Raw genomic sequence first — 26,630 nt, 5'->3', positions numbered from 1 at the left:
CGCGCATTTAATAACGCCATTCCCTTTATGGAGCGGCGTTATGTCAGACGAATTTTTTCTCTCCCTCCGCCACTGCCTGCATCATTTGTACGGCGTGGCGCGCACCCTTTCCTGGCTGCATTTTCTTCCCCTGGCCCTGCTTGCGCTGGCGATTTTTCCGCTGACCGGCTGCGGTGATAAACACGAAAATAAGCCCGATCCTGCGCGAGCGGTACGCTACGTCGTCGTTGGCACCGCCCAAACCCTTCCCGCGCTGGAAAGAACCGGTGAGATCCATGCCCGCGATGAAACGACCCTGAGCTTTCGGACCGGGGGCCGGATACTGACGCGCAGCGTTGATATTGGCGATCGGGTCACTGCCGGACAGCTGCTGGCCACGCTTGACAACACGACCGGGCAAAACCAGCTCGACGGCGCGGCGGCCGACTATGAAGGTGCTAAAGCCTCGGCGCAGGTCGCCGCGCTTAACGTCAGTCGAATGCAAAAGCTCATGCCAACGGGCGCGATAGCCCGCACGCAGCTCGACAGCGCCCGTGCGGACTGGCTTGTCGCCCGCGCGCGCTTAAAAAGCAGCGAGGCCGCGTGGCGAAATGCCCGCGAAAGCCTCGGCTGGACGCGCCTGATCGCGCCGCAGGCGGGCGTCATCACGGCCGTGAACGCTTCTGCGGGGCAGGTTGTCAGCGACGGTCAGTCCGTGCTGACGCTGGCAACGGGTGAAGCCCGCGACGTGGCGTTTGATATTGCCACTCCGGATGCGATCCCGCCTCTGGATAAGGCGGAGTTGCGGGTTTCCCTCCTCAGCGACCCGTCGGTACAGGCGTCTGCCGCGCTGCGGGATATCACGCCGCAGGCCGATCCTCAGACCCGCACCTGGCGCGTCAGGGCCACCCTGCAAAACCCGCCGGCGGCCATGGCGCTGGGCGCCAGCGTTACCGTCACGTTGCCATCGTCTGCCCCGCGCGGCTACACCCTTCCCGCCTCGGCGCTGACCCGCGTCGGCGACAAACCGGCCGTTTTTGTGATTACCCCGCAGTCGCGGGCGCAGCTGCGCGCGGTGGTGCCCGCGAGCTATACGGCCACCTCCGTCATGATTGCCTCCGGCCTTGAGCCGGGCGACAGGGTGATTACGGCGGGCGTGAGCACATTACGTTCCGGCGAGCCGGTGATGGCCGGAGAGGTTCAGCCATGAACACAGGACCGGAAGCCAAATTTAACCTCTCCGCCTGGGCGCTGAAGAACCAGCAGATGGTCAGCTTTTTCATGCTGCTGGTGATTGCGATGGGCGTGTTCTGCTATGAGAAGCTGCCGCGTAACGAAGATCCGGCTTTTACCATTAAAACGGCCGTCGTCTCCGCGCAGTGGCCGGGAGCCTCCGTGGCGGATACCACCCGCCTGCTGACCGATACGCTTGAAAAAAAGCTGCAGGAAACGCCCTGGCTGGACTATCTCGAAAGTGAAACCCGGGCCGGACGCACCGTTATCCACGTCAACCTCCGTGACGATACGCCCCCGCAACGCGTGCCGGATATCTGGTATCAGGTTCGCAAAAAAATGCAGGACATCGCGCCGTCCCTGCCCGAAGGGGTGCAGGGTCCTGCCGTGGACGACGAGTTTGACGACACGTTCGGCACAATTTACGCCTTTATTCCCGAAGGTTTTACCCTGCGGGAGGTGCGGGATCGCGCAGAGACAATACGGCGCGAGCTCATGTCCCTGCCGGATATAGGCAAAACAACCCTGCTGGGCGAACAGCAGGAGCAGTGGGTTCTCGCCTTTTCTCCGGCGCGCCTGGCCGGGATGGGGCTCGATATTCAGGCGGTTGCCGACGCCCTCCGGGCGCAAAATGCGGTTGTCCCGGCAGGAACGATGCGTACCGAAAAAGAGAACATGGCGATCAAGGTCAGCGGAGCGCTCACGACCAAGGAGAGCTTACGCGCCGTCACGCTGCACGTGAACAATCGCTATATTCCGCTGACCGACATTGCCACCGTCACCCGGGAAATCGCCGAGCCACCGGCCCCGGCCTACCGGGTGAACGGCAAACCGGCTATCGGGCTGGCGGTGTCGATGGCGCCAACGGGCAACATGCTGCGTTTCGGCGCTGCGCTGAATGCCAGAATGGCGGCCCTCAGCGCCGGGCTGCCGCACGGTATCGAGATGGTGAAAGTTGCCGATCAGTCAGCGGTGGTCAGTGACGCGGTAAGCGGGTTTATCCGGGTGCTTATCGAAGCCGTTGTTATCGTGCTGGCGGTTTCATTTGTCTCGCTGGGGTTACGGGCCGGACTGGTGGTGGCGACGGCCATTCCGCTGGTGCTCGCCATGACGTTTGCCGGCATGATGCTCGCCGGCATCGGCCTTCAGCGTATCTCGCTCGGGGCGCTGATCATTGCCCTGGGCCTGCTGGTGGATGACGCCATGATCGCCGTCGAAACGATGGTCTCCCGGCTGGAAGCGGGGGATTCCCGTCGGCACGCGGCCACGCATGCGTTCAAAACGACGGCCTTCCCGATGCTCACCGGTACTCTGGTGATGATTGCCGGCTTTATTCCCGTTGGTTTTGCGGCCTCCAGCGCCGGTGAATACTGTTTTTCCCTGTTTGCGGTGGTGCTCATTGCCCTGCTCTGCTCCTGGGCTGTCGCGATCCTGTTTTCGCCGCTGACGGGCACGTGGCTGCTGCCGGAAAAAGTCAGACATCACGCGGCAGGCCCCGGCAGGATCGCGCGCGGGTACGGACGGCTTTTACGCCTAGCACTGCGCCACCGGCTCGCTACCGTGCTGATTGCGCTTGCCGCGCTGGGGCTGTCAGCGTACGGCACGACGTTTATGCAGGGCGAGTTTTTCCCCGCTTCGGACCGGCCAGAGCTGCTGGTCAGCCTGACGCTTCCGGCCAACGCGTCGCAGCCGGAAACGCTAAGAGAGGTGGAAAAGCTGGAAAAGGCGCTGGCAGGCAACGGCAACATCGATCGCTATTCGACGTACGTCGGGTCGGGCGCCATCCGTTTTTACCTGCCGATGGACGTGCTGCTGGAAAATGAAAATATCGCCCAGATGGTCGTGGTGGCTAAGGATCTTGAGGCGCGGGATCGTCTGCATGCTCGGCTCAACAGGATCCTGGCGACGCAGTTTAGCGACATCATCACGCGCGTGTCGCCCCTTGAGCTGGGGCCGCCCGTCGGCTGGCCCATCAAATACCGGGTGAGCGGGCCAGATTATCTGCAGGTTCGGGCGTTGGCGAACCGTCTCACGGACGCGATTGGCCGGTCTCCGTTCTCACGCGACGTTAACCAGACGGCCGGAGAGCCGGAGAGGGTCATTACCCTTAAGGTGAATCAGACGGCGGCCAGAGCGGCGGGAATATCGTCAGAAAGCCTCGCCCGCACGCTGAACACCGTCTGGTCCGGCAGCGTTGTTACCTCCATCAGGGATAATGACCGCCTTGTCGACGTGGTGCTGCGGGCCACGGACGATGCGCGTCACAGCACCGCCACCCTCTCCTCGCTCACGATTCAGGGGAATGACGGTAAAAAAATTCCGCTCAGCGCCGTTGCGACGCCGGTCTGGGGCGTGGACGATCCGGTCGTCTGGCGTCGGCAGCGCGTGCCCTTCATCACTGTGCAAACGGACCTTGCCCCGGGGCTAAAGGCTGAAGCGGTATCCGCGGCGCTGCGTCCGGCGGTCGACAAGCTGCGCGCGAGCCTGCCCGCAGGTTACAGCATTGAAGAAGGTGGCGCGGTTGCCGAATCGGATAAGGGGAACAGCTCCGTCTTTACCGTTCTTCCGGTAACGCTGGTCCTCATGCTGTTGCTGCTGATGCTTCAGCTGCGGCGATATTCCCGGATGCTGCTGGCCCTCCTGATGGCCCCGTTTGGCCTGCCGGGGATCGTGCTGGCTATGCTGCCCGGCGGTACGCCGATGGGGTTTGTCGCGCTGCTGGGCGTCATCGCCCTGGCGGGGATGATCGTGCGCAACGCGGTGATACTGATTAGCGAGGTTGACAGCAATCTTGCTCAGGGAATGGCAAACGATGCCGCAATTATGGCGGCCGCGGAGCACCGGGCCAGACCCATCTGCCTGACCGCCTGCGCCGCCATTCTGGGCATGATCCCGATCTCTCATCAGGTCTTCTGGGGGCCAATGGCCTATGCGATTATCGGCGGGCTGCTGGTCGCGACGCTGGTGACGCTGACCGTATTACCCGCGTCGTTTAGCCTGCTGTTACAGTGGGGAACTCAGCGTAAAGCCGCAGAAGACGGACTGCGCTGAGGCCCCCCTCGTTCCCCGATAGATTACGCGGCAGTCAGCGCAAAACGGTCCTTCAGGACATGGCGGATTTCATCCTCCGCCAGCTGCCGCGTTTCAGTGCCGTTCGCCGTGATGGTTTTCAGCATATCGCCCAGTAAAATCTGGCGTCCCTCCGGGCTGTGCTGCACCACTACCCGCTTCTGCACAAAGATGGCATCCGGGTGCGTGGAGTTAAGGTAGTTGGCCGGAACGAAGTCAATCCATTCCTGAGGGGTGAGATCAAAGCCGTACTGCCGGGCCCACTCTCCCTCAACCTTCGCCTCAAGCAGATACTCACCCTCCGCGCCGCGGCTTAGCCGAAACGTGTCGAAATCCTGCATGATATCCACATCAAGCGTGTCCAGCGCCATCGGCGCACGAATGCCGTAGCTGCCGAACCCGAGATCGCAAAGCCACTGTCGGCTATCTACCTCAGCGACGATCGCCATGTGGGTTTTCGGCCGCCGCACGGGGTAGAACATCGGGCGCGCCGCCACGAAGCGGTAAGAGATCCCTAACGCCGCCAGCGCCATGGCAAAAAGCCCGTTTACCTCATAGCAGTAGCCGCCGCGCCCCTGCGTTAACACCTTATCGGCGATATCGTCTGGCGCCAGCGAGACAACTTTGCCCGCCTGCACGTCCAGATTTTCAAAGGGAACGGAAAAGAGCTGATGGCGCATCAGCGCATGCAGGGTGGCCGTATCGGCACCCGCCGGTCCGGTGTAGTTTATGCGGTTGAAATAGGTGGAAATGTTGAAGTTATCGCTGTGCATAATGCCTCCTTGTCCTGAACATGCCGGACACTATAGATGGCGCGCATCAATGGCTGTATAGTCAGTTTTATCGAAAATTAGCCTGAACAGTTACCCATGTCTGCCCCGTCCCAGTCCTCTCCTCACTATCGCCGTATTGCGGATATGCTGCGTCTTACCATTACGTCCGGCGCGCTGCGTGCCGGCGACAGGATGATCTCCGCGCGCAAACTGGCCGAACGCGAGCGCGTTAGCCTTCCGACGGCACTGGAGGCCCTTCGCTGCCTTGAGGCTGAAGGGCTGATCGTTGCGCGCCCGCGTTCAGGCTATTACATCCGCCAGACCAGCCAGCCTGCGCGCGCGGAGCCCGCGCGTTCCACGCCGGGCCCGGTCCCCGTCACAATGTCCGCCGTGGCCCGGTCGCTGTTCAGCAGTGCAGAAGCCCGGCTGATCCCGCTGGGCGCCGCCCTGCCCGATCCCGCGTGGCTGCCGGGAGATGCCCTGCAGCGGGCGTTGCACTCTGCGGGCCGTCGTCTGGACGCGCATGGACAGAGCTACAGCCTGCCTCCGGGAAGGCGGGATTTGCGAAGCAAGATTGCCGCGCGCTCTGCCCAGTGGGGAGCCCGGTTCGGCGCGGACGATCTCATTATTACCGCAGGCGCGACGCAGGCGCTGCGCCTGGCCCTTCGGGCCGTGTGCCAGCAGGGTGACGTCGTGGCGATTGAGCAGCCAGCCTACTTTGGCACGCTCCTGCTGCTGGAGGATTTAGGCCTGAAGGCCTTAGCGATCCCCACCGACCCTGTGGAAGGCCTGCTGCTGGAACCGCTGGCGGACGCCATTCGCTGCCACCGCCCCGCGGCCGTTCTGGCCTCGCCCACTGTGCAAAACCCGCTGGGTGCCAGCATGCCCGTCGCGCGCAAGCAGGAACTGGTTGCCCTGCTTGAAGAGGCTGAAATTCCTTTAATTGAGGACGATGTTTATGGTGACCTGGTCGGCGAGGGGCAACGCCCTCCGGCCTGCAAGGCATTCGACCAGAGCGGGAATGTGATTTACTGCAGCTCCCTGTCCAAAACGCTTGCGCCGGGATGGCGAATCGGCTGGATCGCCGCCGGACGCTACTCCCCGCAGGTCTTACAGGCCCGCATGGCCGGAGAATGGGCTGGCGCCCCGCTGCTGGAAGCGGCGACGAGCGACGTTCTGGCGAGCGGCGACTACGATCGCCATCTGCGGCGGCTGAAGCGTCGGATCGCAGAGGGCGTTCGCGCCGTCGTGGCGCAGGTCAAGGCGAGCTTTCCGCCCGGTACGCGCGTTAACGTGCCCGCTGCCGGTTTCCTGCTGTGGGTTGAACTGCCTCAGCGGGTCAACGCGCTGGAGGTGCACCGTCGCGCGCTGGCGCTGGGTATTGGCGTCAGCCCTGGCCCCCTGTTTTCCCCTGCCGCGGAGTTAACGTACTTTCTGCGGCTGAACTGCGCAAACGAACCCACGCCCCGCCTGCTGAACGCCGTAGAACAGATTGGCGCGCTGTGTCACGAGCTGGCCGCTTTCACACCAGACTCTCCAGCCACTCGGTAAAGACCCGCACCTTGCGGGAGAGGTGGCGGTGTGGATAGAGCAGTGACAGCTTGCGGTCCGGCGAGCGATAGTCCGGCAGGACTTCAACCAGAAGACCGCGGTCAATGTAAGGCTGGAGAAAGAGATTCATCCCCTGCAATAACCCCAGCCCGGCCAGACCTGCCGCGATGTAAGCTTCGGAGTTATCCACGACAAGCTTACCGGGAAGGGTAATTTCCGCGATGCCTTCTGGCGTGGTAAACGTCCACGGATGAATTTGTCTGCTGCGGTTATTAATCCAGTTGATGGCCTGATGCTTGCGTAAATCATCCGGCGTTTCTGGCGTACCGTGTTTTGCCAGCCAGGCCGGGCTGGCGCAGGTCGTGATTTTGATGTTCCCGATTTTACGCGCGATATACTCGCCGTCGTCCAGCTCTCCCACCCGCAGCACGCAGTCCAGGCCATCCCGCAGCATATCCCGACGGCGGTCAGAGCTGCTCAGAATGATGTCGATCTCAGGATGCTGACGATAAAAATCAGGCAGATTAGGTATCACCCGCTGCGTGGCAAAAGAGACCGGCATATCCACACGCAGCTGACCGTGTATTGCCCGGTCCGTACCAAACGACTCCAGTAATTCGTCCGCCTGCGCCAGCAGGGGTTTACTCCGGCGATAAAAGGCTTCCCCATCCGGGGTCAGGCTAATCCGACGCGTTGTGCGCTGCAGTAGCCGGGTGCCGCTGTGCTGCTCCAGAAGCTGTAACGCTTTGGTGACTGCCGGACGATGGATCTGCAGATTCTCCGCCGCCTGGCTAAGACTGCCTGACTCAACAATTTCAATAAAAATTCGAAGAGCTTCAAAGAGGTTTATTTGCATAAGGAATGCTTTTGCCGCGAGCAGAATAATATGATTGTTATTAATTTTATAACAGTGATGAATCTTTTTGGCTATTTTTCCTAACAATCCTCCGCCCTACACTCTTCCCCATTCAAACGTGAGGGAGAGTCTGCTATGAAAAATAACCGTATTTGTCAGATCCTGGGCATCGAAAAACCTGTTATTCAGGGGCCGTTATCCTGGCTCACCGATGCCCGCTTGGTCGCAGCGGTCAGCAATGCCGGAGGGCTCGGCGTGCTGGGGCCCAATGCCGGTTTAACCGCCGACACCGCGGTCTCCACGCCGGAAGAAACCGCCGAAAAAATGCGCGAAGAAATTCGTAAAACCAAACGGCTGACCGAGAAACCCTTTGGCGTGAACCTGATCCCCACGGCCGTTAATGACGTCTGGACTGGGCCTATTCTTCAGGTGGTGAAAGACGAAGGCGTCAGGGCCGTGGTGTATACGGGCTACGGGGAAGGCAGCATTATTCCCTCCCTGTTCAGCGAGTTAAAAGAGGCGGGTATCGCCATTATCTACCGCGACATCAACCCAACGCCTGAGAACACCCGCCTCGCAGAAGAAATGGGGGCTGACATTATCGTCGCCACCGGTTTTGATGAGGGCGGGACGTTACCCGCAACGGTGCTTGGCACCTTTTCCATCGTGCCGCTGATTGCCGATGCCGTGAAGCACATTCCGGTGATGGCCGCGGGCGGCATTACCGACAATCGCACCGCCAGAGCGGCCCATGCATTGGGTGCGGAAGGCGTTTTTGCCGGGTCGGTCTTTATCAGCACGGAAGAAAGCCGCGTGCCGCAGGGGGTCAAAGAGAAAATCGTTGCCGCCAACGGTCTCGATTTGCTGCTTTTCCGCACCGTGCCCCATTACTACCGCGCTCTTCCCGGCAAGCTGGCGGAAAAACTGGCGGCGATGGATAAAGCAGGCGCAAGCAACGACGCGCTGGGCAAGGCGATGGGAGGATTACGGGGCCTGCGCCTGGGCATGCTTGAAGATAATACCGATGAAGGCTACATCGCGCTCGGCACGGGGATTGGGAACATCCGCAGCGTGAAAAGCGTGGCCGAAGTTGTGAATGCGTTAACGGTTGAGTAAGTGCCCGGCGTCCTGGCCTGCCCCAGGACGCCCGGCTCATCAGGGAATAATCCGCGCGGCTCTCAGCTGCGCGAACAGGCTGAAAAACATCTCATCGGTCGCCTGCATTTGCGTAAAGCCCGCCCTGCGCAGCTTGCTCCCGTCACCAAACATGTCGTAATTCCAGCCAAAGACAAAATCGGCAAAATGCCCGTCGCTCAGCTGCAAAATATCCGCTTCCTCCAGCCGCTCTTCGGCAAGCTCGCGCCATACGCCGCGATAGTCGTTAAACAGCTGATGAAATGACAGCCTCACCGGCGGCGCAGAGTCCAGTTCAAACCAGCGTGCGATGCGCGGCCATAGCTCGCTCCAGCGCCAGATATCGCCATTGTTCACGTTGAACGCCTGATTCTGTGCCGCAGGTGACGCAGCGGCCCACAGCGTTGCCTCTGCCAGCAGCCCGGCGTCGGTATGGTCAACGATGCTGTGCCAGGCCTGTTCCGAACTGGGAAAACGCAGCGGTAAACCCTGCGCCCTGCACAGGGAGGCGTACAGGGCGATGCTCAGCGCAAGGTTCATGGCATTGCCCGGTACCGGGCTCCCCACCACGCCCGGCCTGATGGCATTCCAGTGCCAGTCTTTCCCCCGCTGAAACTGGCTGAGCCACGCGAGCTGCGCGGCGTTAAATTCGGCACCCGGCACGCCGGGATCGCTTTCCCGCGCCGGGGTTTTAAACGGCCCCAGATGCGCACCATAGACTTTGTATCCCTGCATCAGGCTTACCGTCTGCAAAGGTGCCGTTTTTTCGAGGGTGCTGACCAGATTGCGCAGCATGGTGACGTTCGGCTCAACCATGTCCGTCCAGTTCGCCGCGTTCGCCCAGGCGCTGTAAAAGATGTGGGTAACACCGTTCAGGGCGTGCAGCGCCCTTGCGGTGTCCTGCGCATCCAGTAAATCGACGTTCACCATGGAAATGCCGTCCGGATGGGTTACCTCGCGGCGACTGAGGCCAATCACTTCCCACTGATGGTGCAGGAGCGTGTTGACCAGCTGTCTGCCGACAATGCCGCTGGCCCCCGCGACCAGGGCGACGTTGTGTTGCTGCATCTTATTCATGGTGTTTCTCCGCAAAGGGTGACAGAGGCAGTGTGATCTATTATTTTTTCTGGAGATATCCCCTGAAACCGATGGCACTTATAAGCAGAATCATTAAATGAATAACAAGCTCACCGCCATTTCTACCTTTCTACGCGTCGCTGAAGCGGGCTCGTTTTCGGCGGCCGCCCGTCAGACCGGGATTAAGCAGTCCGCCGTCAGTCAACAGATCGCGGCACTTGAGGATGAGCTTGGCGTGGTGCTGCTGCACCGTACGACGCGTACGATGAAGCTGACCGAACAGGGGGAACGTTACCGGCGTGATATGCAGCTTGTGCTGGACGCCATGGGGGAAGCGGAGAGGCGTTTACATCCTGCCGACCATCGCGTTCAGGGACGCGTCCATGTCCAGTTGCCGAGCGGCCTGGGGCAGATCATTTTGCCGCATCTGCTGGCGCTGCAGCACCTGCATCCCGAACTGCAGCTGATGCTTTCCCTGGATGACCGCCTTGCCGATCTGGTAACGGAGGGCGTGGATGTCGCGATACGGCTGGGCAGTGAGCCTCCGCAGGCGCACGCGGCTCGCGTGCTGGCGCGTATTGAAGCCGCGCTGTTTGCCGCACCCGGTTTTCAGGTAGTACACGCCGTCAGCGAGCTGGCGACGCTGCCACACGTACGGTTCAGCGGTGTTCCGCTGGATGCCCCCCTGCGCCTGATGTCCGACGAGGAAACGGTCGAGATCAGCGTGAATACCGTTTTCCGAGCCAACACCAGCGACGCGCTGCTGCAGGCGCTGGAATCCGGCATGGGTATCGGCGGCATGCAGCGACCGCTCGTGGCCAGGGCGCTGCAGGCGGGCACGCTGGTACCGGTGCTGCCCGACTGGCGGTTACCCGATCGCTTCCTCTATGCCGTCTACCCTGACGCCCGCTTTATTCCGCAGCGCGTCAGAAAGGTCGTCAGCGTAATCGAGCAGTTACTGCCTGAAATACTCAAGAAAAATTGATTGTTTCCGCCGTAAATGACGTGCATTTTTTAACCGCCAGGAATAGAGTGTTTTTACCGTATCCTCCTCTTTCTGGAGCACTTATGCCGGATTACCGTTTTTTCCAAAAAGGCCCGAACCTCATTGCGATCGAGAGCGCAAACACCGATGCGGCCGCTCAGCTCATCGCTCAGGGGTTTGAAAAACAGTTTGAGGAGATTGGCGCCGCGGATGAAAAAGAGGCGCTTACTCGGCTTGCCGATATCCGTAAAAATAACGAGATCGATCGCCATAACTTCCTGGCCGGTGCGGGCCAAATGCCGTGGATCGGCGTGCTGACGGCTGCGGCAACCTGGTTGACGCAAAAGAAATAACGCAACCATCCTCTACCTCGCCACCGGCAAATCGGCGTACCGCGTCGTATAGGCCGGTGACAGCATCTCACGCTTCATCGCCCAGGATTTCTCAATACCCTGCCCGGCAAACCATATCTTCCCTTTGCCGGAATGATTCAGGCTGTCCATCATCTCCATCAGCGCCGCGCTGTTGGCGCGCAGGCGATTATCGTCAAACAAATTAAGCTGGGCGACGCCGCTGCTGAAAAAGTCCGCAAGCATGACCCCGGCTTTCATATAGCGATAGCCGTCGAGCCATATACGCCCCAGCGCCTCCGTGGCGGCGCGGATGATATCCCGTGAGTCATTGGTAGGCGTCATCAGGGTGACGGAAGCCTGATTGCCGTAATAAATTTCGTTGTCCGCGTGCGGGCTGGTGCGCACAAATACGCTGATAAAACGACAGTATTGATGCTCGCCGCGCAGTTTTTCCGCAGCGCGTTCCGCGTAGGCGCAAATGGCCTGGTGCATCTCTTCATATTGGGTAATACGGTGTCCAAACGAACGGCTACAGATAATTTGCTGCTTGGTGGGGGTGAACTCCTCCAGAGCAAGACAGGGCTCACCGCGCAGCTCGCGGGCCGTACGTTCCAGTACCACGTTGAAATGTTTGCGGATGACCCAGGACGACGCTTCCGCCAGCTCCAGCGCCGTGGTGATCCCCATAGCGTTGAGCTTTTTCGTGATGCGCCGCCCTACTCCCCACACCTCCTCTACCGGAACCTTTTCCAGCAGCTTACGCTGCCGCTCGCGGCCTGAGAGATCGACCACGCCGCCCGTGCTGGCCCAGCGTTTCGCCGCATAGTTGGCCAGCTTTGCAAGGGTTTTGGTCGGGGCAATACCGACGCCAACGGTTAGGCCCGTATTTTTAAAGACCTCTGTGCGCATCTGGTGACCGAACGCTTCCAGCGACAGGCAGTGGCTGACCCCTGAAACGTTCACGAACGCCTCATCGATGGAGTAAATCTCGATTGCCGGGGCGAGATCGGTCAGCGTCTGCATGACCCGACTGCTGAGATCGGCATACAGCGCATAGTTCGAGCTAAAGACGTAAACTTTTGACGGATATAGCTTTTCTTTGAATTTAAAATACGGCTCACCCATTTTTATGCCGAACTGCTTTGCCTCCCGCGACAGCGAAATAATGCAGCCGTCGTTATTGGACACCACCACGATGGGTTTCCCCTGCAGATCGGGGCGGAAGACCCGTTCGCAGGAGGCGTAAAAGCTATTCACATCAACCAGCGCGAACATGTTTATGCGTTTTGAGCGTGTGGGTGACGACGCCGAAGATCTGCAGCTCCTCTTCGGACTGAAAGGTAATCGGCTGATAGCGGGCATTATGCGGCAGAAGTCTCAGAACCGGGCGGGTCTGTAGCTCTTTCACCGTAAACTCACCGGCGACCGACGCCACGACGATATCCCCGTGTTCGGCATTTAACGAACGATCGACCACCAGCAGATCGCCGTCGCCGATCCCCGCCCCAATCATGGAGTCTCCACTCACCTTGATAAAATAGGTCGCACTGGGGTGTCTGACTGCCAGCCGGTTAAGATCGAGACGATCCTCCACATAATCCTGCGCCGGGCTGGGAAAACCACAGGCCACGCGTTCTAAAAACAAAGGTAATTCAATGGCTTGTTTTGGGTGATAAGAAAAGAGAGTGTCCATAATGCCTTTCTCGCCAGATACTGTATATAAATACAGTATTACGGATTATGGACAAGGATCAAGGTCATTTCCAAAGGCGAACCCAAACGCGTTGAAGTTTGAGCGGTTTTAATTTAGCAACGTTGCCCGCCGTTAACAGGCCTGACAGCACAAGTCATATAAAAGTCATCTAGATTATGACTTATAAAAAATAACATCACTATTAAATAACTACACATTGACTTTTAAGTCAGATAAAAGCATATTTTACCGAACGAATTAACAAGACTTACTGGAGAATATTTTCCATGCCAGCCCGTGACTATCCAGACAAGCGTGTTGCACGCGGTCTGGCAAAGGAGGCCGATCTCAGGATGTTGAGCGCCCGCATCGATCCCGATCTGATGGAGTACATCAGAACCACCGCCTTTGAGACGCGTAAGAGCAAGCAGGAGATTGTGGCGGAAGCGTTAGCGCTGCACAGGCAGAAAAGTCAGACAGGAGCCTAAGCGCGCAAAGCCGGAAGCATCCTTCAGGCTTTGCGCGTGTCACCTTTAATCCCTCAGCGAATTCAGCGTTTCCAGTGCTTCAGGCGGCAAACGCAGCTCCCCCGCCGCGAGGTTTTGCCGTAAATGCGCTACGGAAGAGGTGCCAGGGATCAGCAGAATATTCGGGGAACGCTGCAGCAGCCATGCCAGCGCAACCTGCATTGGCGTTGCGCCCAGTGAATCCGCGACGGTCTTCAGCCCGGAAGATTGCAGTGGCGTAAAGCCGCCCAGCGGGAAGAACGGCACATACGCGATCCCCTGCTGCGCCAGCAGATCCACCAGCGCGTCGTCACCCCGGTTCACTATGTTGTACATGTTCTGCACGCACACCACCGGAACCATTTTCTGGGCTTCCGCAACCTGGGTGGCCGTGACGTTGCTCAGGCCAATATGACGCACCAGACCCTGCTGCTGTAATTCGGCCAGGGTGGAGAGCGGTTCAGCAATTGACCCTTCCGCCGGCCCGTGCGCGCTAAACATGATTCTGAGATTCACCACGTCCAGCACGTCCAGCTGCAGATTACGCAGGTTGTCATGCACCGCCTGAGTCAGTTCCTGCGCGGAAAAGGCCGGCAGCCAGGCACCTTTGTCGTTGCGACGGGCGCCAATCTTGGTGACGAGCGTCAGATCGTCCCGGTAAGGGTGAAGCGCCTCGCGGATCAGCTGGTTAGTGACATGAGGACCATAAAAATCACTGGTATCAATGTGGTTCACCCCCGCCGCCACCGCTTCGCGCAGCACGTCCAGCGCGGCCTGCTTATCCTTCGGTGGACCAAAGACGCCCGGCCCGGCGAGCTGCATCGCACCGTAGCCCAGTCGTTTTACCGTCCGCGTCCCGAGCGCGTACGTCCCGCTTTTATCAATGCTGCTCATGTTAACCTTCCTCATAAAAATGATCCGGATTTACAACAGGTTCCTTACCGGAGCCCTTAGTTAAGCGCGAGTTAAATTAAAGTTTAAATTCTATACGACGATAGTATTGGTGTACCTCTGCATCCTTTCTAACGGACGACCGCTATGCTGAAAAATTTGCACGTGATTACCGGTATTATCTTTGCCCTCACCATATTCTGTCTGTTGCAAGTTGTCACGGGAGGGTTGTTCTACTCTGCCGTCAGCAACGATCGCCATAACTTCCAGAATTCCGGCGTGCTCAATGCCCAGCAGGAAAGCCTGAGCGACAGCGTGAACACGCTGGTGAAAACGCGCGTCACCGTCACCCGCGTGGCGATCCGCTACCTGAAAAACCAGCGCGACCCGGCTTCCCTTGCGGCGATCAATAAACTGCTTGGCACCGCAGCCGACTCGCTGGCAAAAGCCGAAGCCTATAACAAAGAGTGGCAGAAGCTGCCGCAGGTTAACGGCCAGGAGGCAGCATTAACCGACGAGATGCAGAAGTCCTGGAACCAGATGCACGAAGTGATGCGCCTATCGATTGAGTATCTGCGTGCCGACAACTACCAGGCCTATGGCGATCTGGACGCCCAGCAGGCGCAGGACGAGATGGAAGCGGTCTATAACCGCTGGCGCGCCGAAAACAACACCCTGCTGAAGGCCGCAACCGAAGAGAACCAGAGCAGCTTCACGCAGATGCAGTGGACGCTGGCGGCGATTCTGCTGGCCGTTATCGCGGTTCTGGTGGTCATCTGGCAGGGTTTACAGCACCTGCTGTTAAAACCCCTCCACTCCATTATGAACCATATTCGCGCCATTGCAGGGGGTGACCTGACGCAGGAGATCGCTATCTCCGGTCGCAATGAGATGGGCCAGCTGGCCGCGGGCCTGCATGAGATGCAGCAGTCGCTGGTGACCACCGTCAGCGCCGTACGGGGAAGTACAGATTCCATCTACACCGGCGCAGGCGAAATTGCCGCAGGAAGCAACGATCTTTCCGCCCGCACCGAGCAGCAGGCCGCCTCGCTCGAAGAGACCGCCGCCAGCATGGAAGAGCTGACCGCGACGGTTAAGCAGAACTCCGATAACGCCCGTCAGGCCACGCTGCTGGCGAAAAACGCCTCTGAAACGGCCGCGCGCGGCGGTCACGTCGTGGATAACGTGGTTCGCACCATGAACGAAATCGCCGACAGTTCGCAGCAAATTGCGCATATTACCGGCGTGATCGACAGCATCGCGTTCCAGACCAACATTCTGGCGCTTAACGCCGCGGTGGAAGCGGCACGCGCCGGGGAACAGGGCCGTGGTTTTGCGGTTGTTGCAGGTGAAGTCCGTACGCTGGCGAGCCGCAGCGCGCAGGCGGCGAAAGAGATCAAAGGGCTTATCGAGAACTCCGTCAGCCGGGTGAATACCGGTTCTGAGCAGGTTAGCGAGGCTGGCACCACCATGAAGGAAATTGTCGCCGCCGTCACCCGCGTGACTGATATCATGGGTGAGATTTCATCAGCCTCTGACGAGCAGAGCCGCGGTATTGAGCAGGTGAGCCTGGCCGTTTCGCAGATGGACAGCGTGACGCAGCAAAACGCCGCGCTGGTGCAGGAGTCCGCCACGGCGGCTGCGGCACTGGAAGATCAGTCCGAGCAGCTGCGCCAGGCGGTAGCCGCGTTTCGTCTGAACGGCAAAGAAAAGGCGGTCGCCCCACGCCCCGCCAGTCTGAAAACGCCACAGCTGCTGCGTCCGGCAACGACAACCGCCTCCACCGACAGCAACTGGGAAACGTTCTGAGTCTCAGGCGGGCGAGAAGATCGCCCGCTAGCGGCTGCGCTTGGCGTGCCGCTCCCAGTTATCCCGTTTTGCCTCATCTGATTTTCGCAGTGAAACATAACATGCCCCGCTGCCGCCGTGATGCGGCAGCGCCGCGCAGAAGGCCTGCACTTCCTCGAACTCGGTTAACCAGCGCGCCAGATAGCTGCGCACCACGTTGGGATGCGAGTTCTGCTCGCGCCCTTTCCCGTGAATGATAATCAGATTGCGTAACCCGTCGCGTCCGGCCTGGCGAATAAAAGAATAGAGCATCTGACGGCAGCGTTCGGCGGGCTGACGCAGGAGGTTTAAGCTGGCCTGGCGGGCATATTTCCCCGAGCGCAGCTTATCGATAACGCCCTGCTGTACCCCTTCACGCTGGAACGCCAGCGGTTCTTCCAGGGGAAGCATGTCAAGAAAATCCAGCGTCAGGAAGTTATCCAGCTGTTCGCTATCCACCTCCTCGCGCGTCCGCGTATTGCGGCTGGGCTGCCAGTGAATATCCGCGCAGCGCTTCAGGGGCTGGACATCTTCCATGGCGTCAAGAAAAAATGATTTGTCGTCAGGGTTCATGGACATCCTCCGGCTGCATCTGAGGACTGTACTATACCTGCGCCAGAGACCGGCCTCAATCACCGTTACGGGGCAATGCGCGGCAATAATATTAACCTGATGAATATATATAGTAATTATTAAATAGATTTAAATAAGACTTAACTAAAATTTCAGCAAAGGTAAAATACGTGATTTATGTTAAAATTTCGTGAAATCAATCACTCGCCAGCCTTTCATTTTTCGGGAAAGGTGTTATACCTAAATATACCTGCCTCATGGAAATAATACCCAGGATTGGCGAAAGGACGCACTGCTGTGTGTACTATAGGGTCTGTCTGATGTCGGGCAGATCCTGTTTTTTTAATCTGCATTTCACGCGACGATTATTTTTCTCGCTTCCCTTCTGAACTGCGTAATTAATGACTCAGCAAGGGGCGTCTGACGTGAATCACGGCGCTGAATTAAATAATATGTTGCTTTAGGAAGCGATTCGATAACCGGCAGCATGACCAGACGGTGCGCCAGCAGCGGGTCACAGCCCAGCTCCTGCGGCAATATGCTTAAAAAATCACTTTGCGCGACCAGGCTAATACAGGAAGAAAATGTTTCGCAAACCACACCAATTCGCGGTATTTGCGAACGATCGCTAAATACCTCTTCTAATTGCTTATAATAACTTCCCCGCGGCGTCGGCATTGTCCAGTTATAATGCAGGAGTTCATTAATTGACGTTGCCCCCATTGCCGGATGCCCCTCCCGACAAAATACCGCAAACGGTTTTTCGAAGAGCTTTTCAAACGTAAATTCCTGGTCGTAAGGCCCCTGATAATAGGTGTTGATGGTGAAGTCCAGTTCGCCCTGGCGTAATTCATTGATCATCGACACCAGCTGCCCTTCCATAATCCTCACCTTGACCTGCGGATGCTGCGCATGAAAGCGGGTGATAACGGCGGGCATCAGCGTGCGTGAAACGCTGGCCCCCATCCCGATGTTGATCTGCCCGGCCAGCTCCCCCTGCCGCTGACGGATATCATCCTGCGCCGCGCGCAGCTCTTCCAGAATCAACCTGGCGCGCTGGTAAAAGCCCTCACCGCATTCGGTCAACGCGACGCCCTTACTCCTGCGCACGAAAAGCTGCGCCGCCATGCCCTCCTCCAGCTCTTTGATGGATTTGGTCAGCGCCGGCTGGGAAAGATTCAGCGTCCTGCTGGCACCGCGAATGCTGCCCTGACGCGCTACCTCAACAAACGCCCGGATTTGATGAAATTTAATCTGGAATGTCATAGCCCGACCGATAACCGTTGTTTATCAGAGTAAAGAAACTGTCATCTACTTTAATGGAAAGGGATGTGCGAGGGTAATTCCTGAACGGTTAAAACTGTGAAAAATCGGTTAGTGATAAGTAAAAACTATCACAGCGTGAAGCAGTTCACATATTTTAATGATGACAGGAACAGATATGGACACACTGGCGCAGTACATCCAGACACTATCCCCGCAGCTGAGCGCATGGCGTCGCGATTTTCACCATTTCGCGGAATCCGGCTGGGTAGAGTTTCGAACGGCCGCGAAAGTCGCGGAAATCCTCGACTCGCTGGGCTACGAACTGGCGATGGGCCGCGACGTCGTCGATGCCGAAAGCCGGATGGGGCTGCCCGATGCCGCTACCCTGGCGCAGGAGTTTGCCCGCGCGCGGGCGCAGGGCGCGCCTGAGAAATGGCTGGCGCCGTTTGAAGGCGGGTTTACCGGCATTGTGGCGACCCTCAATACCGGCCGCCCTGGACCGACCCTGGCGTTTCGCGTCGACATGGATGCCCTTGATTTAAGCGAAGCGCTGGATGAAAGCCATCGCCCGTTCCGCGACGGGTTTGCCTCCTGCAACGCGGGCATGATGCACGCCTGCGCGCACGACGGCCACACCGCTATTGGTCTGGGGCTGGCGCAGGTGCTTAAGCAGAATGACGCGCAGCTCAACGGCACCATCAAGCTGATCTTCCAGCCAGCCGAAGAAGGCACCCGCGGGGCGCGCGCCATGGTTGCCGCCGGCGCGCTGGACGACGTGGACTATTTCACGGCTATTCATATTGGTACCGGCGTCCCTGCCGGAACGGTGATTTGCGGCAGCGATAACTTTATGGCCACCACCAAGTTCGACGTGAACTTTACCGGCGTTGCCGCACACGCGGGCGGTAAACCGGAGGACGGACGTAACGCCCTGCTCGCCGCCGCGCAGGCCGCCCTCGCCCTGCACAGCATCGCCCCGCACAGCGACGGCGCCTCCCGGGTGAACGTCGGGGTGATGCAGGCGGGCAGCGGACGCAACGTGGTGCCCGCCAATGCCCTGATAAAGGTTGAAACGCGCGGCGAAACCGAAGCGATTAATCAGTACGTCTTTGAACGCGCGCAGGCGGTCATTACCGGCGCAGCGGCGCTCTACGGCGTGAGCGCCGAGATGCGCCTGATGGGCGCCGCGACGTCCAGCGCGCCGACACCGGCGTGGGTTGATTACCTGCGCGAACAGGCGAGCCAGGTTTCCGGGATTATTCACGCCATCGATAAGGTGAAAGCGCCAGCGGGTTCCGAAGACGCCACGCTGATGATGGCCCGCGTGCAGGAGAACGGCGGCATGGCGTCCTATATGGTGTTCGGCACCGATTTGAGCGCCGGACATCACAACGAAAAATTCGACTTCGATGAGCAGGTCATGGCGATTGCCATTGAAACGCTGGCGCGAACTGCGCTCAATTTCCCGTGGACGCGAGGTGTGTAATGCAGGAGAACTACGCTTTTATTGCCGATGCGATCGACACGCGATGTCGGACGTTAACCGATATTGCCGATGCGATCTGGGATCGTCCTGAAACCCGCTTTGAAGAGTTCTGGTCCGCCGAGCGGCTCGCCAGCGAGCTTGAGGCCGAGGGCTTCACGCTGACGCGCGAGGCCGGCGGTATTCCAAATGCCTTTATCGCCAGCTTCGGCAGCGGGAAACCGGTCATCGCCCTGCTGGGCGAATACGACGCGCTGGCCGGGCTAAGCCAGCAGGCGCACTGCGCGACGGCGCAATCCGACACGCCGGGAGCCAACGGCCACGGCTGCGGGCATAACCTCTTAGGCACCGCGGCGCTTGCGGGCGCGGTGGCGGTGAAAAGCTGGCTGGAGCAGCACGGCGGCAGCGGAACGGTGCGTTTTTATGGCTGTCCCGGCGAGGAAGGTGGCTCCGGGAAAACCTTTATGGTGCGCGAAGGCCTGTTTGATGACGTCGATGCCGCCGTCACCTGGCATCCGGAAGCCTTCGCCGGGATGTTTAACGTCAGCACGCTGGCGAATATTCAGGCCGCCTGGCGTTTTCACGGCGTGGCGGCACACGCGGCCAACTCCCCCCATCTGGGACGCAGCGCGCTCGACGCCGTGACGCTGATGACCACCGGCACCAACTTCCTTAACGAACACATCATTGAGAAAGCGCGCGTCCATTACGCCATCACCGACACCGGCGGGATTTCGCCCAACGTGGTGCAGGCGCAGGCGGAGGTGCTGTACCTGATCCGCGCCCCGGAGATGGCCGATGCGCAGCAGATCTACGAACGCATCGAGAAAATCGCCCAGGGCGCGGCGATGATGACCGAAACCACCGTCGAGTGCCGCTTTGATAAAGCCTGCTCCAGCTACCTGCCGAACCGCACGCTTGAAGCGGCGATGTATCGCGCGTTGCAGCACTACGGCACGCCGCTCTGGACGGAGGAAGAACGCGCCTTCGCCCGCGAGATCCGCGCCACCCTGACGCCCAACGATCTGCAAAACAGCCTGAAAAATATTGCCGCGACGGGCGGTGACGCGGGTAAAGCCTTTGCCCGGCGTCATCAGGAGACGCTGCTGGTGGATGAAGTCGCGCCCTATGCCATCACCGACAACGTGCTGGCGGGTTCAACCGACGTGGGCGACGTCAGCTGGAAAATGCCGGTCGCCCAGTGCTTCAGCCCCTGCTTTACCGTCGGCACGCCGCTGCACACCTGGCAACTGGTGGCGCAGGGGCGTACCTCCATTGCCCACAAAGGCATGCTGCTGGCCGGAAAAGTGATGGGGGCGACCGCACTCAATCTGCTGCAGGACGCGGCGCTGCTGAAAAAATGCCGTGAAGAGTTCGAACAACAAATACAAGAAAAACCGTACGTGTGTCCGATCCCACAGGGCGTGACACCGTCACCTTTAAAATAAAAAAACACAACACAACAACACAACACTCCCGAGGAACGCCCATGAGTATGTCATCCATACCTTCGCATTCCCCATCCGGTAAGCTCTATGGCTGGGTTGAAAGGATCGGCAATAAAGTGCCGCACCCTTTCCTGCTGTTTATCTATCTGATTGTGATTTTAATGGTCGCCACCGCCGTGCTCTCCGCCTTTGACGTGAGCGTGCGCAGCCCGGCTGACGGCAGCCTGGTGGCGGTAAAGAACCTGCTCAGCGTTGACGGGCTGCACTGGTTTTTACCCAACGTCATCAAAAACTTCAGCGGCTTCGCCCCGCTGGGCGCCATTCTGGCGCTGGTTTTGGGCGCCGGGCTGGCTGAACGCGTGGGCTTGCTGCCCGCATTAATGGTGAAGATGGCTTCTCACGTCAGCGCGCGTTACGCCAGCTATATGGTGCTGTTTATCGCCTTCTTCAGCCATATCTCCTCCGACGCCGCGCTGGTGATCATGCCGCCGATGGGCGCGCTGATTTTCCTCGCCGTCGGGCGTCATCCCGTGGCGGGCCTGCTGTCGGCGATTGCGGGCGTGGGCTGCGGATTTACCGCTAACCTGCTGATCGTCACCACCGACGTGCTGCTCTCTGGCATCAGCACGGAGGCGGCGAAGACCATCGATGCGGCCATGCACGTCAGCGTGATCGACAACTGGTACTTTATGGCAAGCTCGGTCATTGTCCTGACGATTGTCGGCGGGCTGATTACCGATAAAATCATCGAGCCGCGGCTGGGTAAATGGGAAGGCCGTAGCGATGAAAAGCTGGAAACCCTGAGCAAAGAGCAGCGCTTCGGCCTGCGCGTGGCGGGCGTTGTCTCGCTGGCCTTTATCGCGCTGGTGGCGCTGATGGTGGTGCCGGAAAACGGTATATTGCGCGATCCGGTTAAACATACCGTCCTGCCGTCGCCGTTTATTCAGGGCATCGTGCCGCTGATTATCCTCTTCTTCTTTGTCGTTTCGCTCGCCTACGGTATCGCGACCGGTAAGATCCGCCGTCAGGGCGATCTGCCGCAGCTGATGATCGAGCCGATGAAAGAGATGGCGGGATTTATCGTGATGGTGTTCCCGCTGGCGCAGTTTGTGGCGATGTTTAACTGGAGCAACATGGGCAAGTTTATGGCCGTGGGCCTGACCGACGCGCTGGAGGCTGCCGGGCTAAGCGGCGTACCGGCGTTTGTCGGCCTGGCGCTGCTGTCATCCCTGCTGTGCATGTTTATCGCCAGCGGCTCCGCCATCTGGTCGATTCTGGCCCCGATCTTCGTACCGATGTTTATGATGCTGGGTTTTCATCCTGCGTTTGCCCAGATCCTGTTCCGCATCGCGGACTCCTCGGTGATTCCGCTGGCGCCGGTTTCGCCGTTTGTTCCGCTGTTTTTAGGCTTCCTGCAGCGCTATAAACCCGAGGCCAAACTGGGTACCTACTATTCGCTGGTTTTACCCTACCCGCTTATCTTTTTAGGGGTATGGCTGGTGATGCTGGTGGCATGGTATCTTGTCGGCCTGCCGATTGGGCCGGGGATTTACCCGAGGCTGAACTAAAGGAATGAGGATGCTGAGATTACTCGAAGATAAGATTGCGACGCCGCTCGGGCCGCTGTGGGTGATCGCGGACGAGCAGTTCTGCCTGCGCGCCGTCGAATGGGAAGAGCACAGCGACCGGATGGAAGAACTGCTCAATGTTCACTACCGCTCGCAGGGGTATGAACGTATCCGCGCCACCAACCCGGGCGGGCTGAGCGACAAGCTTGCCGCCTACTTCGAAGGCGATCTCAGCATCATTGATACTCTGCCAACCGCCACGGCAGGCACGCCTTTTCAGCGCGAAGTGTGGCAGGCGCTGCGGTCCATTCCCTGCGGGCAGGTCATGCATTACGGCCAGCTCGCGGAACAGCTAGGCCGCGCAGGCGCCGCACGCGCGGTGGGTGCCGCCAACGGCTCTAACCCGGTCAGCATCGTGGTGCCCTGCCATCGCGTCATTGGCCGCAACGGTACCATGACAGGCTATGCCGGCGGCGTGCAGCGCAAAGAGTGGTTACTGCGTCACGAAGGGTATCTCCTGCTCTAGCTCCCAGGCTTTTTGTGCTTAATTTTCTACCGGTTAGGCTAAAAATCCATAATCAAGCTGTGGAATTTCAAGAAGATGGCGACACGTTGCCGTCTCTTGTCCTTATTGAGGGTTTGTCAGGCTTACGTACTTACCAAAAAGATGTTAAAATTGACCAATATCAATTAAGGCTTGAGCAAACCTATGATCCCGGAAAAGCGAATTATACGACGCATTCAGTCTGGCGGTTGTGCTATCCATTGCCAGGATTGCAGCATCAGCCAGCTCTGTATCCCGTTTACCCTGAATGAGCATGAACTCGATCAGCTTGATAATATCATCGAGCGCAAAAAGCCTATTCAGAAAGGGCAGACGCTGTTTAAAGCGGGAGACGAACTGAAATCGCTCTATGCTATCCGTTCTGGCACCATCAAAAGCTACACCATCACCGAACAGGGTGATGAGCAGATCACCGGCTTCCATCTGGCGGGTGACCTGGTGGGCTTTGATGCCATCGGCACGGGCCATCACCCGAGCTTTGCTCAGGCACTCGAAACCTCAATGGTTTGCGAAATCCCGTTTGAAACCCTGGACGATCTGTCCGGTAAGATGCCTAACCTGCGTCAGCAGATGATGCGTCTGATGAGCGGTGAGATCAAAGGCGATCAGGACATGATTCTGCTGCTTTCTAAAAAGAACGCTGAAGAGCGCCTGGCCGCGTTTATCTACAACCTCTCCCGCCGCTTCGCCGAGCGTGGCTTCTCGCCGCGTGAATTCCGTCTGACGATGACGCGTGGCGATATCGGCAACTACCTGGGTCTGACCGTGGAAACCATCAGCCGTCTGCTGGGCCGTTTCCAGAAAAGCGGGATGCTGGCCGTTAAAGGTAAATACATCACTATCGAAAACGGTGAAGCGCTTGCCGTTCTTGCCGGGCACGCCCGCAACGTGGCGTAACTCTCCGCATGTTGATGACCAGACCATAAATTCTTGTGATTTATTGGTCTGGTATAATCACTTCTGTTTCAAGAAATTTTCACCGTAGCACGTCCCCACACAGCGCCCGAAAGGTTCTCGTTGAGGTTATGAATTGAGAGAAAGTTTGTTTTTCGTTTCAGTCGTGATTGCCTCTGTGACCTTTATCTTCATCTGGATCATGCTTGTCGGTCCGATGAAGGGGGAAGAAAAAACCTACGTCCAGGATTCCACGACCTTTGCGATAGCGGTGATGGTGCTGCTGTTTATTGCGTTTATCGCGGTGACGACGACGGTACTTTTCCTCTGATAAATTTTCATGAATTATTGATCTGGCAAAACCTCCCCTCTGTTTCATTCAGGATATATAGGTTACTCTTTTAATTACAGACTGTGGTGACAGTAGTAAGGAGACCTGTATGGCCAAGTATCAAAACATGCTGGTAGCTATCGATCCGAATCAGGACGATCAGCCGGCATTACGACGTGCTGTGTATTTACATCAACGGATTGGTGGCAAAATCAAAGCGTTTTTGCCGATCTATGACTTCTCGTATGAGATGACCACCCTTCTGTCGCCTGACGAGCGCACCGCTATGCGTCAGGGCGTCATCAGCCAACGTACCGCGTGGATCCGTGAACAGGCGAAGTATTACCTGGAAGCGGGCGTGCCCATTGATATTAAAGTGGTCTGGCATAACCGACCTTTCGAAGCCATCATCCAGGAAATTGTCGCCGGTGGGCACGACCTGCTGCTGAAGATGGCGCACCAGCACGACAAGCTGGAATCCGTGATCTTCACCCCGACCGACTGGCACTTGCTGCGCAAATGCCCTTGCCCGGTCTGGATGGTGAAAGACCAGCCGTGGCCTGAAGGCGGGAAAGCCGTTGTGGCGGTAAACCTCGCGAGCGAAGAGGATTACCACAATTCGCTGAACGAGAAGCTGGTGAAGGAGACCATCCAGCTTGCTGACCAGGTGAATCATACCGAAGTGCACCTGGTGGGCGCCTATCCGGTCACCCCGATTAACATTGCCATTGAGCTGCCTGAATTTGACCCGAGCGTGTACAACGACGCGATCCGCGGTCAGCATCTGCTGGCCATGAAAGCGCTGCGCCAGAAATTCAGCATCGATGAGAAAATGACCCACGTAGAAAAAGGCCTGCCTGAAGAGGTGATCCCGGACCTGGCGGAACACCTGCAGGCGGGGATTGTGGTGCTGGGCACCATTGGCCGGACCGGTATTTCTGCCGCGTTCCTCGGCAATACCGCCGAACAGGTGATCGACCATCTGCGCTGCGACCTGCTGGTCATTAAGCCGGATGAGTATCAGACGCCGGTTGAGCTGGACGATCCGGAAGACGATTAACGCCTGACGCCCGGCGGCGCAGGCTTGCCGGGCCTACAAAACCATAGGCCGGGTAAGCGTCAGCGCCACCCGGCAATAAAAAAACCGCCGAATTCGGCGGTTTTTTCGTTTCAGCGCAACTTACAGTGATTTCAGAATCGCATCCACGCTGGCTTTAGCATCGCCGAACAGCATGTGGGTGTTCTCTTTGAAGAACAGCGGGTTCTGAACCCCGGCATAGCCGGTATTCATGGAGCGTTTGAAGACGATCACGTTCTGCGCCTTCCACACTTCGAGAACAGGCATACCGGCGATTGGACTACCCGGGTCGTCCTGTGCAGCAGGGTTAACGGTATCGTTAGCACCAATAACCAGCACGGTGTCGGTGTCGGCGAAATCATCGTTGATCTCATCCATTTCCAGCACGATGTCGTATGGCACTTTCGCTTCCGCCAGCAGCACGTTCATGTGGCCAGGCAGACGCCCTGCCACCGGGTGAATACCAAAGCGAACCTTGATCCCGCGCGCGCGCAGCTTCTCGGTGATTTCCGCCACAGGATACTGCGCCTGCGCCACCGCCATGCCGTAGCCCGGGGTGATGATCACGGAATGCGAGTTTTTCAGCATGTCTGCGGTATCTTCCGCAGAAATTTCACGGTGCTCCCCCACTTCTTCATCCGCACTGGAAGAAGACCCATCGGTCCCGAAACCACCGGCGATAACGCTGATGAACGAGCGGTTCATCGCCTTACACATGATGTAAGACAGGATCGCACCGGAAGAACCCACCAGCGCACCGGTGACGATCAGCAGGTCGTTGCTCAGCATAAAGCCTGCCGCCGCTGCCGCCCAACCCGAGTAGGAGTTCAGCATCGAGACAACCACCGGCATATCCGCACCGCCGATGGACGCCACCAGGTGCCAGCCGAAGGCCAGCGCGATGATGGTCATTACCAGCAACGCCAGCACCTGCAGGCCCACGCTTTCGGTACGCACGAAGACCACCAGCAGTACAAACGACACCACCAGCGCCGCCAGGTTCAGCTTATGACGGTTTGGCAGCATCAGCGGTTTAGAGGAGATCTTCCCGCGCAGCTTGCCGAACGCGACAATAGAGCCGGTGAAGGTTACCGCACCGATGAAGATACCGAGGAACACTTCCGTCAGGTGGATGTTCACCAGAATCGGTTCCAGACCCGGTTCGTGATACAGGTAGCTGTTGAAGCCCACCAGCACCGCCGCCAGACCCACGAAGCTGTGCAGAATGGCAACCAGCTCCGGCATCTCAGTCATTTCAACGCGTTTTGCCAGGCGAATACCAATCGCGCCGCCGATGATCATCGCTACCAGGATCCACGCCACGTTGCCGGTATCCGGCCCGAAGATGGTGGCAATCAGCGCAATCGCCATCCCGGCGATACCAAAGTTATTCCCCTGCTGAGACGTTTCGTGTTTGGAAAGCCCCGCCAGACTGAAAATAAACAGGATTGCAGCAACAATGTATGCAGCTGTCACTAATCCTCCAGACATATGCTA

24 protein-coding genes are annotated in these 26,630 nt (G+C 58.4%); 15 read left to right on the top strand and 9 right to left on the bottom strand.

The window, feature by feature from the left end; genetic code table 11:
* Window positions 1-40: 40 nt before the first annotated feature.
* A complete protein-coding gene (locus NI40_RS10080) occupies window positions 41-1,189 on the top strand; it encodes an efflux RND transporter periplasmic adaptor subunit (RefSeq protein ID WP_039262701.1) in 1,149 nt (382 codons plus the stop codon).
* The gene (locus NI40_RS10075) at window positions 1,186-4,263 is read left to right on the top strand and encodes an efflux RND transporter permease subunit (protein ID WP_039262702.1); all 3,078 of its coding nucleotides are present in this window, start codon (window positions 1,186-1,188) and stop codon (window positions 4,261-4,263) included. The genes NI40_RS10080 and NI40_RS10075 overlap by 4 nt, the downstream gene beginning before the upstream one ends.
* Before the next feature lie 23 nt (window positions 4,264-4,286).
* Here NI40_RS10075 and NI40_RS10070 read toward each other — a convergent pair whose 3' ends face one another.
* Entirely contained in the window at window positions 4,287-5,054 is a 768-nt protein-coding gene (locus NI40_RS10070; protein ID WP_039262703.1) for an arylamine N-acetyltransferase family protein, read from the bottom strand.
* A 96-nt stretch (window positions 5,055-5,150) separates the two neighbouring features.
* Between NI40_RS10070 and NI40_RS10065 the strand changes: the two genes are divergently transcribed.
* Entirely contained in the window at window positions 5,151-6,605 is a 1,455-nt protein-coding gene (locus NI40_RS10065) for an aminotransferase-like domain-containing protein (protein WP_039262704.1), read from the top strand.
* Here the strand turns inward: NI40_RS10065 and NI40_RS10060 are convergent.
* Window positions 6,577-7,461 (bottom strand): LysR family transcriptional regulator, encoded by an 885-nt coding sequence (locus tag NI40_RS10060; RefSeq protein ID WP_039262746.1) that lies wholly within the window; start codon window positions 7,459-7,461, stop codon window positions 6,577-6,579. The genes NI40_RS10065 and NI40_RS10060 overlap by 29 nt on opposite strands.
* 135 nt (window positions 7,462-7,596) lie before the next feature.
* Here NI40_RS10060 and NI40_RS10055 point away from each other — a divergent pair, with 135 nt between their 5' ends.
* Window positions 7,597-8,577, top strand: coding sequence for an NAD(P)H-dependent flavin oxidoreductase (locus NI40_RS10055; RefSeq protein WP_039262705.1), 981 nt, complete (start codon window positions 7,597-7,599; stop codon window positions 8,575-8,577).
* A gap of 39 nt (window positions 8,578-8,616) precedes the next feature.
* Here the strand turns inward: NI40_RS10055 and NI40_RS10050 are convergent, their stop codons facing one another.
* Window positions 8,617-9,672, bottom strand: coding sequence for an SDR family oxidoreductase (locus NI40_RS10050; protein WP_039262706.1), 1,056 nt, complete (start codon window positions 9,670-9,672; stop codon window positions 8,617-8,619).
* A gap of 97 nt (window positions 9,673-9,769) precedes the next feature.
* Between NI40_RS10050 and NI40_RS10045 the strand changes: the two genes are divergently transcribed.
* Window positions 9,770-10,657, top strand: coding sequence for a LysR family transcriptional regulator (locus tag NI40_RS10045; RefSeq protein WP_039262708.1), 888 nt, complete (start codon window positions 9,770-9,772; stop codon window positions 10,655-10,657).
* Between the two features lie 83 nt (window positions 10,658-10,740).
* Entirely contained in the window at window positions 10,741-11,010 is a 270-nt protein-coding gene (locus tag NI40_RS10040; protein WP_033145359.1) for a hypothetical protein, read from the top strand.
* Window positions 11,011-11,022: 12 nt separating this feature from the next.
* Here NI40_RS10040 and umuC read toward each other — a convergent pair whose 3' ends face one another.
* Complete coding sequence (gene umuC / locus NI40_RS10035; RefSeq protein WP_039262709.1) at window positions 11,023-12,285, bottom strand: translesion error-prone DNA polymerase V subunit UmuC; 1,263 nt, start codon at window positions 12,283-12,285, stop codon at window positions 11,023-11,025.
* On the bottom strand, window positions 12,269-12,703 hold the full coding sequence (gene umuD / locus NI40_RS10030) for a translesion error-prone DNA polymerase V autoproteolytic subunit (RefSeq protein ID WP_039262711.1): 435 nt from the start codon (window positions 12,701-12,703) through the stop codon (window positions 12,269-12,271). The genes umuC and umuD overlap by 17 nt, the downstream gene beginning before the upstream one ends.
* Window positions 12,704-12,990: 287 nt before the next feature.
* On the opposite strand from umuD, the gene NI40_RS10025 reads away from it, so the two are divergent.
* Window positions 12,991-13,191, top strand: coding sequence for a hypothetical protein (locus NI40_RS10025; RefSeq protein ID WP_023311485.1), 201 nt, complete (start codon window positions 12,991-12,993; stop codon window positions 13,189-13,191).
* A gap of 45 nt (window positions 13,192-13,236) precedes the next feature.
* Here NI40_RS10025 and NI40_RS10020 read toward each other — a convergent pair whose 3' ends face one another.
* Window positions 13,237-14,103, bottom strand: a complete 867-nt coding sequence (locus NI40_RS10020; protein WP_039262712.1) for an aldo/keto reductase family oxidoreductase — start codon at window positions 14,101-14,103, stop codon at window positions 13,237-13,239.
* A 144-nt stretch (window positions 14,104-14,247) separates the two neighbouring features.
* Here NI40_RS10020 and tcp point away from each other — a divergent pair, with 144 nt between their 5' ends.
* On the top strand, window positions 14,248-15,909 hold the full coding sequence (gene tcp, locus NI40_RS10015) for a methyl-accepting chemotaxis citrate transducer (protein WP_039262714.1): 1,662 nt from the start codon (window positions 14,248-14,250) through the stop codon (window positions 15,907-15,909).
* Window positions 15,910-15,936: 27 nt separating this feature from the next.
* Here tcp and smrA read toward each other — a convergent pair whose 3' ends face one another.
* Complete coding sequence (gene smrA / locus NI40_RS10010) at window positions 15,937-16,500, bottom strand: DNA endonuclease SmrA (RefSeq protein ID WP_039262716.1); 564 nt, start codon at window positions 16,498-16,500, stop codon at window positions 15,937-15,939.
* A 354-nt stretch (window positions 16,501-16,854) separates the two neighbouring features.
* Window positions 16,855-17,766, bottom strand: a complete 912-nt coding sequence (locus tag NI40_RS10005; RefSeq protein ID WP_039262718.1) for a LysR family transcriptional regulator — start codon at window positions 17,764-17,766, stop codon at window positions 16,855-16,857.
* Between the two features lie 175 nt (window positions 17,767-17,941).
* On the opposite strand from NI40_RS10005, the gene NI40_RS10000 reads away from it, so the two are divergent.
* The 7 genes from NI40_RS10000 to uspE all read left to right on the top strand — a co-directional run bounded on the left by NI40_RS10000 (window position 17,942) and on the right by uspE (window position 25,115).
* Window positions 17,942-19,252: a M20 family metallo-hydrolase gene (locus NI40_RS10000; protein ID WP_039262719.1), complete on the top strand. Its 1,311-nt coding sequence runs from the start codon at window positions 17,942-17,944 to the stop codon at window positions 19,250-19,252.
* Window positions 19,252-20,697 (top strand): M20 family metallopeptidase, encoded by a 1,446-nt coding sequence (locus NI40_RS09995; protein WP_039262721.1) that lies wholly within the window; start codon window positions 19,252-19,254, stop codon window positions 20,695-20,697. Before NI40_RS10000 ends, NI40_RS09995 begins: the two co-directional genes overlap by 1 nt.
* A 41-nt stretch (window positions 20,698-20,738) precedes the next feature.
* On the top strand, window positions 20,739-22,265 hold the full coding sequence (gene abgT / locus NI40_RS09990) for a p-aminobenzoyl-glutamate transporter (RefSeq protein ID WP_029740288.1): 1,527 nt from the start codon (window positions 20,739-20,741) through the stop codon (window positions 22,263-22,265).
* A gap of 10 nt (window positions 22,266-22,275) precedes the next feature.
* Complete coding sequence (gene ogt / locus NI40_RS09985; RefSeq protein WP_039262722.1) at window positions 22,276-22,791, top strand: methylated-DNA--[protein]-cysteine S-methyltransferase; 516 nt, start codon at window positions 22,276-22,278, stop codon at window positions 22,789-22,791.
* A 183-nt stretch (window positions 22,792-22,974) separates the two neighbouring features.
* Window positions 22,975-23,727 carry a fumarate/nitrate reduction transcriptional regulator Fnr gene (fnr, locus tag NI40_RS09980; RefSeq protein WP_006174991.1) on the top strand — a complete coding sequence of 251 codons (753 nt, stop codon included), beginning with the start codon at window positions 22,975-22,977 and terminating at the stop codon, window positions 23,725-23,727.
* Between the two features lie 145 nt (window positions 23,728-23,872).
* On the top strand, window positions 23,873-24,055 hold the full coding sequence (locus NI40_RS09975; RefSeq protein WP_014883604.1) for a hypothetical protein: 183 nt from the start codon (window positions 23,873-23,875) through the stop codon (window positions 24,053-24,055).
* 109 nt (window positions 24,056-24,164) lie between these two features.
* Complete coding sequence (gene uspE / locus NI40_RS09970) at window positions 24,165-25,115, top strand: universal stress protein UspE (RefSeq protein ID WP_023335478.1); 951 nt, start codon at window positions 24,165-24,167, stop codon at window positions 25,113-25,115.
* Window positions 25,116-25,235: 120 nt separating this feature from the next.
* On the opposite strand, the gene pntB is transcribed toward uspE, so the two are convergent.
* Complete coding sequence (pntB, locus tag NI40_RS09965; RefSeq protein WP_024909329.1) at window positions 25,236-26,624, bottom strand: Re/Si-specific NAD(P)(+) transhydrogenase subunit beta; 1,389 nt, start codon at window positions 26,622-26,624, stop codon at window positions 25,236-25,238.
* Window positions 26,625-26,630: the final 6 nt, after the last annotated feature.

It is taken from the genome of Enterobacter sp. E20, assembly GCF_000801755.2.
Taxonomy (GTDB): domain Bacteria; phylum Pseudomonadota; class Gammaproteobacteria; order Enterobacterales; family Enterobacteriaceae; genus Enterobacter; species Enterobacter asburiae_B.
Note: the sequence above shows the minus strand (reverse complement) of the source record. Positions and strands in the feature narration are given on the sequence as shown.

What these genes read in the sequence shown, in the direction of transcription:
- pntB (WP_024909329.1), bottom strand. Translation starts at nt 26,624, where the DNA reads ATGTCTGGAGGATTAGTGACAGCTGCATACATTGTTGCTGCAATCCTG.
- uspE (WP_023335478.1), top strand. Translation starts at nt 24,165, where the DNA reads ATGGCCAAGTATCAAAACATGCTGGTAGCTATCGATCCGAATCAGGAC.
- NI40_RS10065 (WP_039262704.1), top strand. Translation starts at nt 5,151, where the DNA reads ATGTCTGCCCCGTCCCAGTCCTCTCCTCACTATCGCCGTATTGCGGAT.
- NI40_RS10070 (WP_039262703.1), bottom strand. Translation starts at nt 5,054, where the DNA reads ATGCACAGCGATAACTTCAACATTTCCACCTATTTCAACCGCATAAAC.
- tcp (WP_039262714.1), top strand. Translation starts at nt 14,248, where the DNA reads ATGCTGAAAAATTTGCACGTGATTACCGGTATTATCTTTGCCCTCACC.
- ogt (WP_039262722.1), top strand. Translation starts at nt 22,276, where the DNA reads ATGCTGAGATTACTCGAAGATAAGATTGCGACGCCGCTCGGGCCGCTG.
- NI40_RS10080 (WP_039262701.1), top strand. Translation starts at nt 41, where the DNA reads ATGTCAGACGAATTTTTTCTCTCCCTCCGCCACTGCCTGCATCATTTG.
- NI40_RS09995 (WP_039262721.1), top strand. Translation starts at nt 19,252, where the DNA reads ATGCAGGAGAACTACGCTTTTATTGCCGATGCGATCGACACGCGATGT.
- NI40_RS10075 (WP_039262702.1), top strand. Translation starts at nt 1,186, where the DNA reads ATGAACACAGGACCGGAAGCCAAATTTAACCTCTCCGCCTGGGCGCTG.
- NI40_RS10025 (WP_023311485.1), top strand. Translation starts at nt 12,991, where the DNA reads ATGCCAGCCCGTGACTATCCAGACAAGCGTGTTGCACGCGGTCTGGCA.
- NI40_RS10060 (WP_039262746.1), bottom strand. Translation starts at nt 7,461, where the DNA reads ATGCAAATAAACCTCTTTGAAGCTCTTCGAATTTTTATTGAAATTGTT.
- NI40_RS10055 (WP_039262705.1), top strand. Translation starts at nt 7,597, where the DNA reads ATGAAAAATAACCGTATTTGTCAGATCCTGGGCATCGAAAAACCTGTT.
- abgT (WP_029740288.1), top strand. Translation starts at nt 20,739, where the DNA reads ATGAGTATGTCATCCATACCTTCGCATTCCCCATCCGGTAAGCTCTAT.
- NI40_RS10045 (WP_039262708.1), top strand. Translation starts at nt 9,770, where the DNA reads ATGAATAACAAGCTCACCGCCATTTCTACCTTTCTACGCGTCGCTGAA.
- fnr (WP_006174991.1), top strand. Translation starts at nt 22,975, where the DNA reads ATGATCCCGGAAAAGCGAATTATACGACGCATTCAGTCTGGCGGTTGT.
- smrA (WP_039262716.1), bottom strand. Translation starts at nt 16,500, where the DNA reads ATGAACCCTGACGACAAATCATTTTTTCTTGACGCCATGGAAGATGTC.
- umuC (WP_039262709.1), bottom strand. Translation starts at nt 12,285, where the DNA reads ATGTTCGCGCTGGTTGATGTGAATAGCTTTTACGCCTCCTGCGAACGG.
- umuD (WP_039262711.1), bottom strand. Translation starts at nt 12,703, where the DNA reads ATGGACACTCTCTTTTCTTATCACCCAAAACAAGCCATTGAATTACCT.
- NI40_RS10050 (WP_039262706.1), bottom strand. Translation starts at nt 9,672, where the DNA reads ATGAATAAGATGCAGCAACACAACGTCGCCCTGGTCGCGGGGGCCAGC.
- NI40_RS10020 (WP_039262712.1), bottom strand. Translation starts at nt 14,103, where the DNA reads ATGAGCAGCATTGATAAAAGCGGGACGTACGCGCTCGGGACGCGGACG.
- NI40_RS10000 (WP_039262719.1), top strand. Translation starts at nt 17,942, where the DNA reads ATGGACACACTGGCGCAGTACATCCAGACACTATCCCCGCAGCTGAGC.
- NI40_RS10005 (WP_039262718.1), bottom strand. Translation starts at nt 17,766, where the DNA reads ATGACATTCCAGATTAAATTTCATCAAATCCGGGCGTTTGTTGAGGTA.
- NI40_RS10040 (WP_033145359.1), top strand. Translation starts at nt 10,741, where the DNA reads ATGCCGGATTACCGTTTTTTCCAAAAAGGCCCGAACCTCATTGCGATC.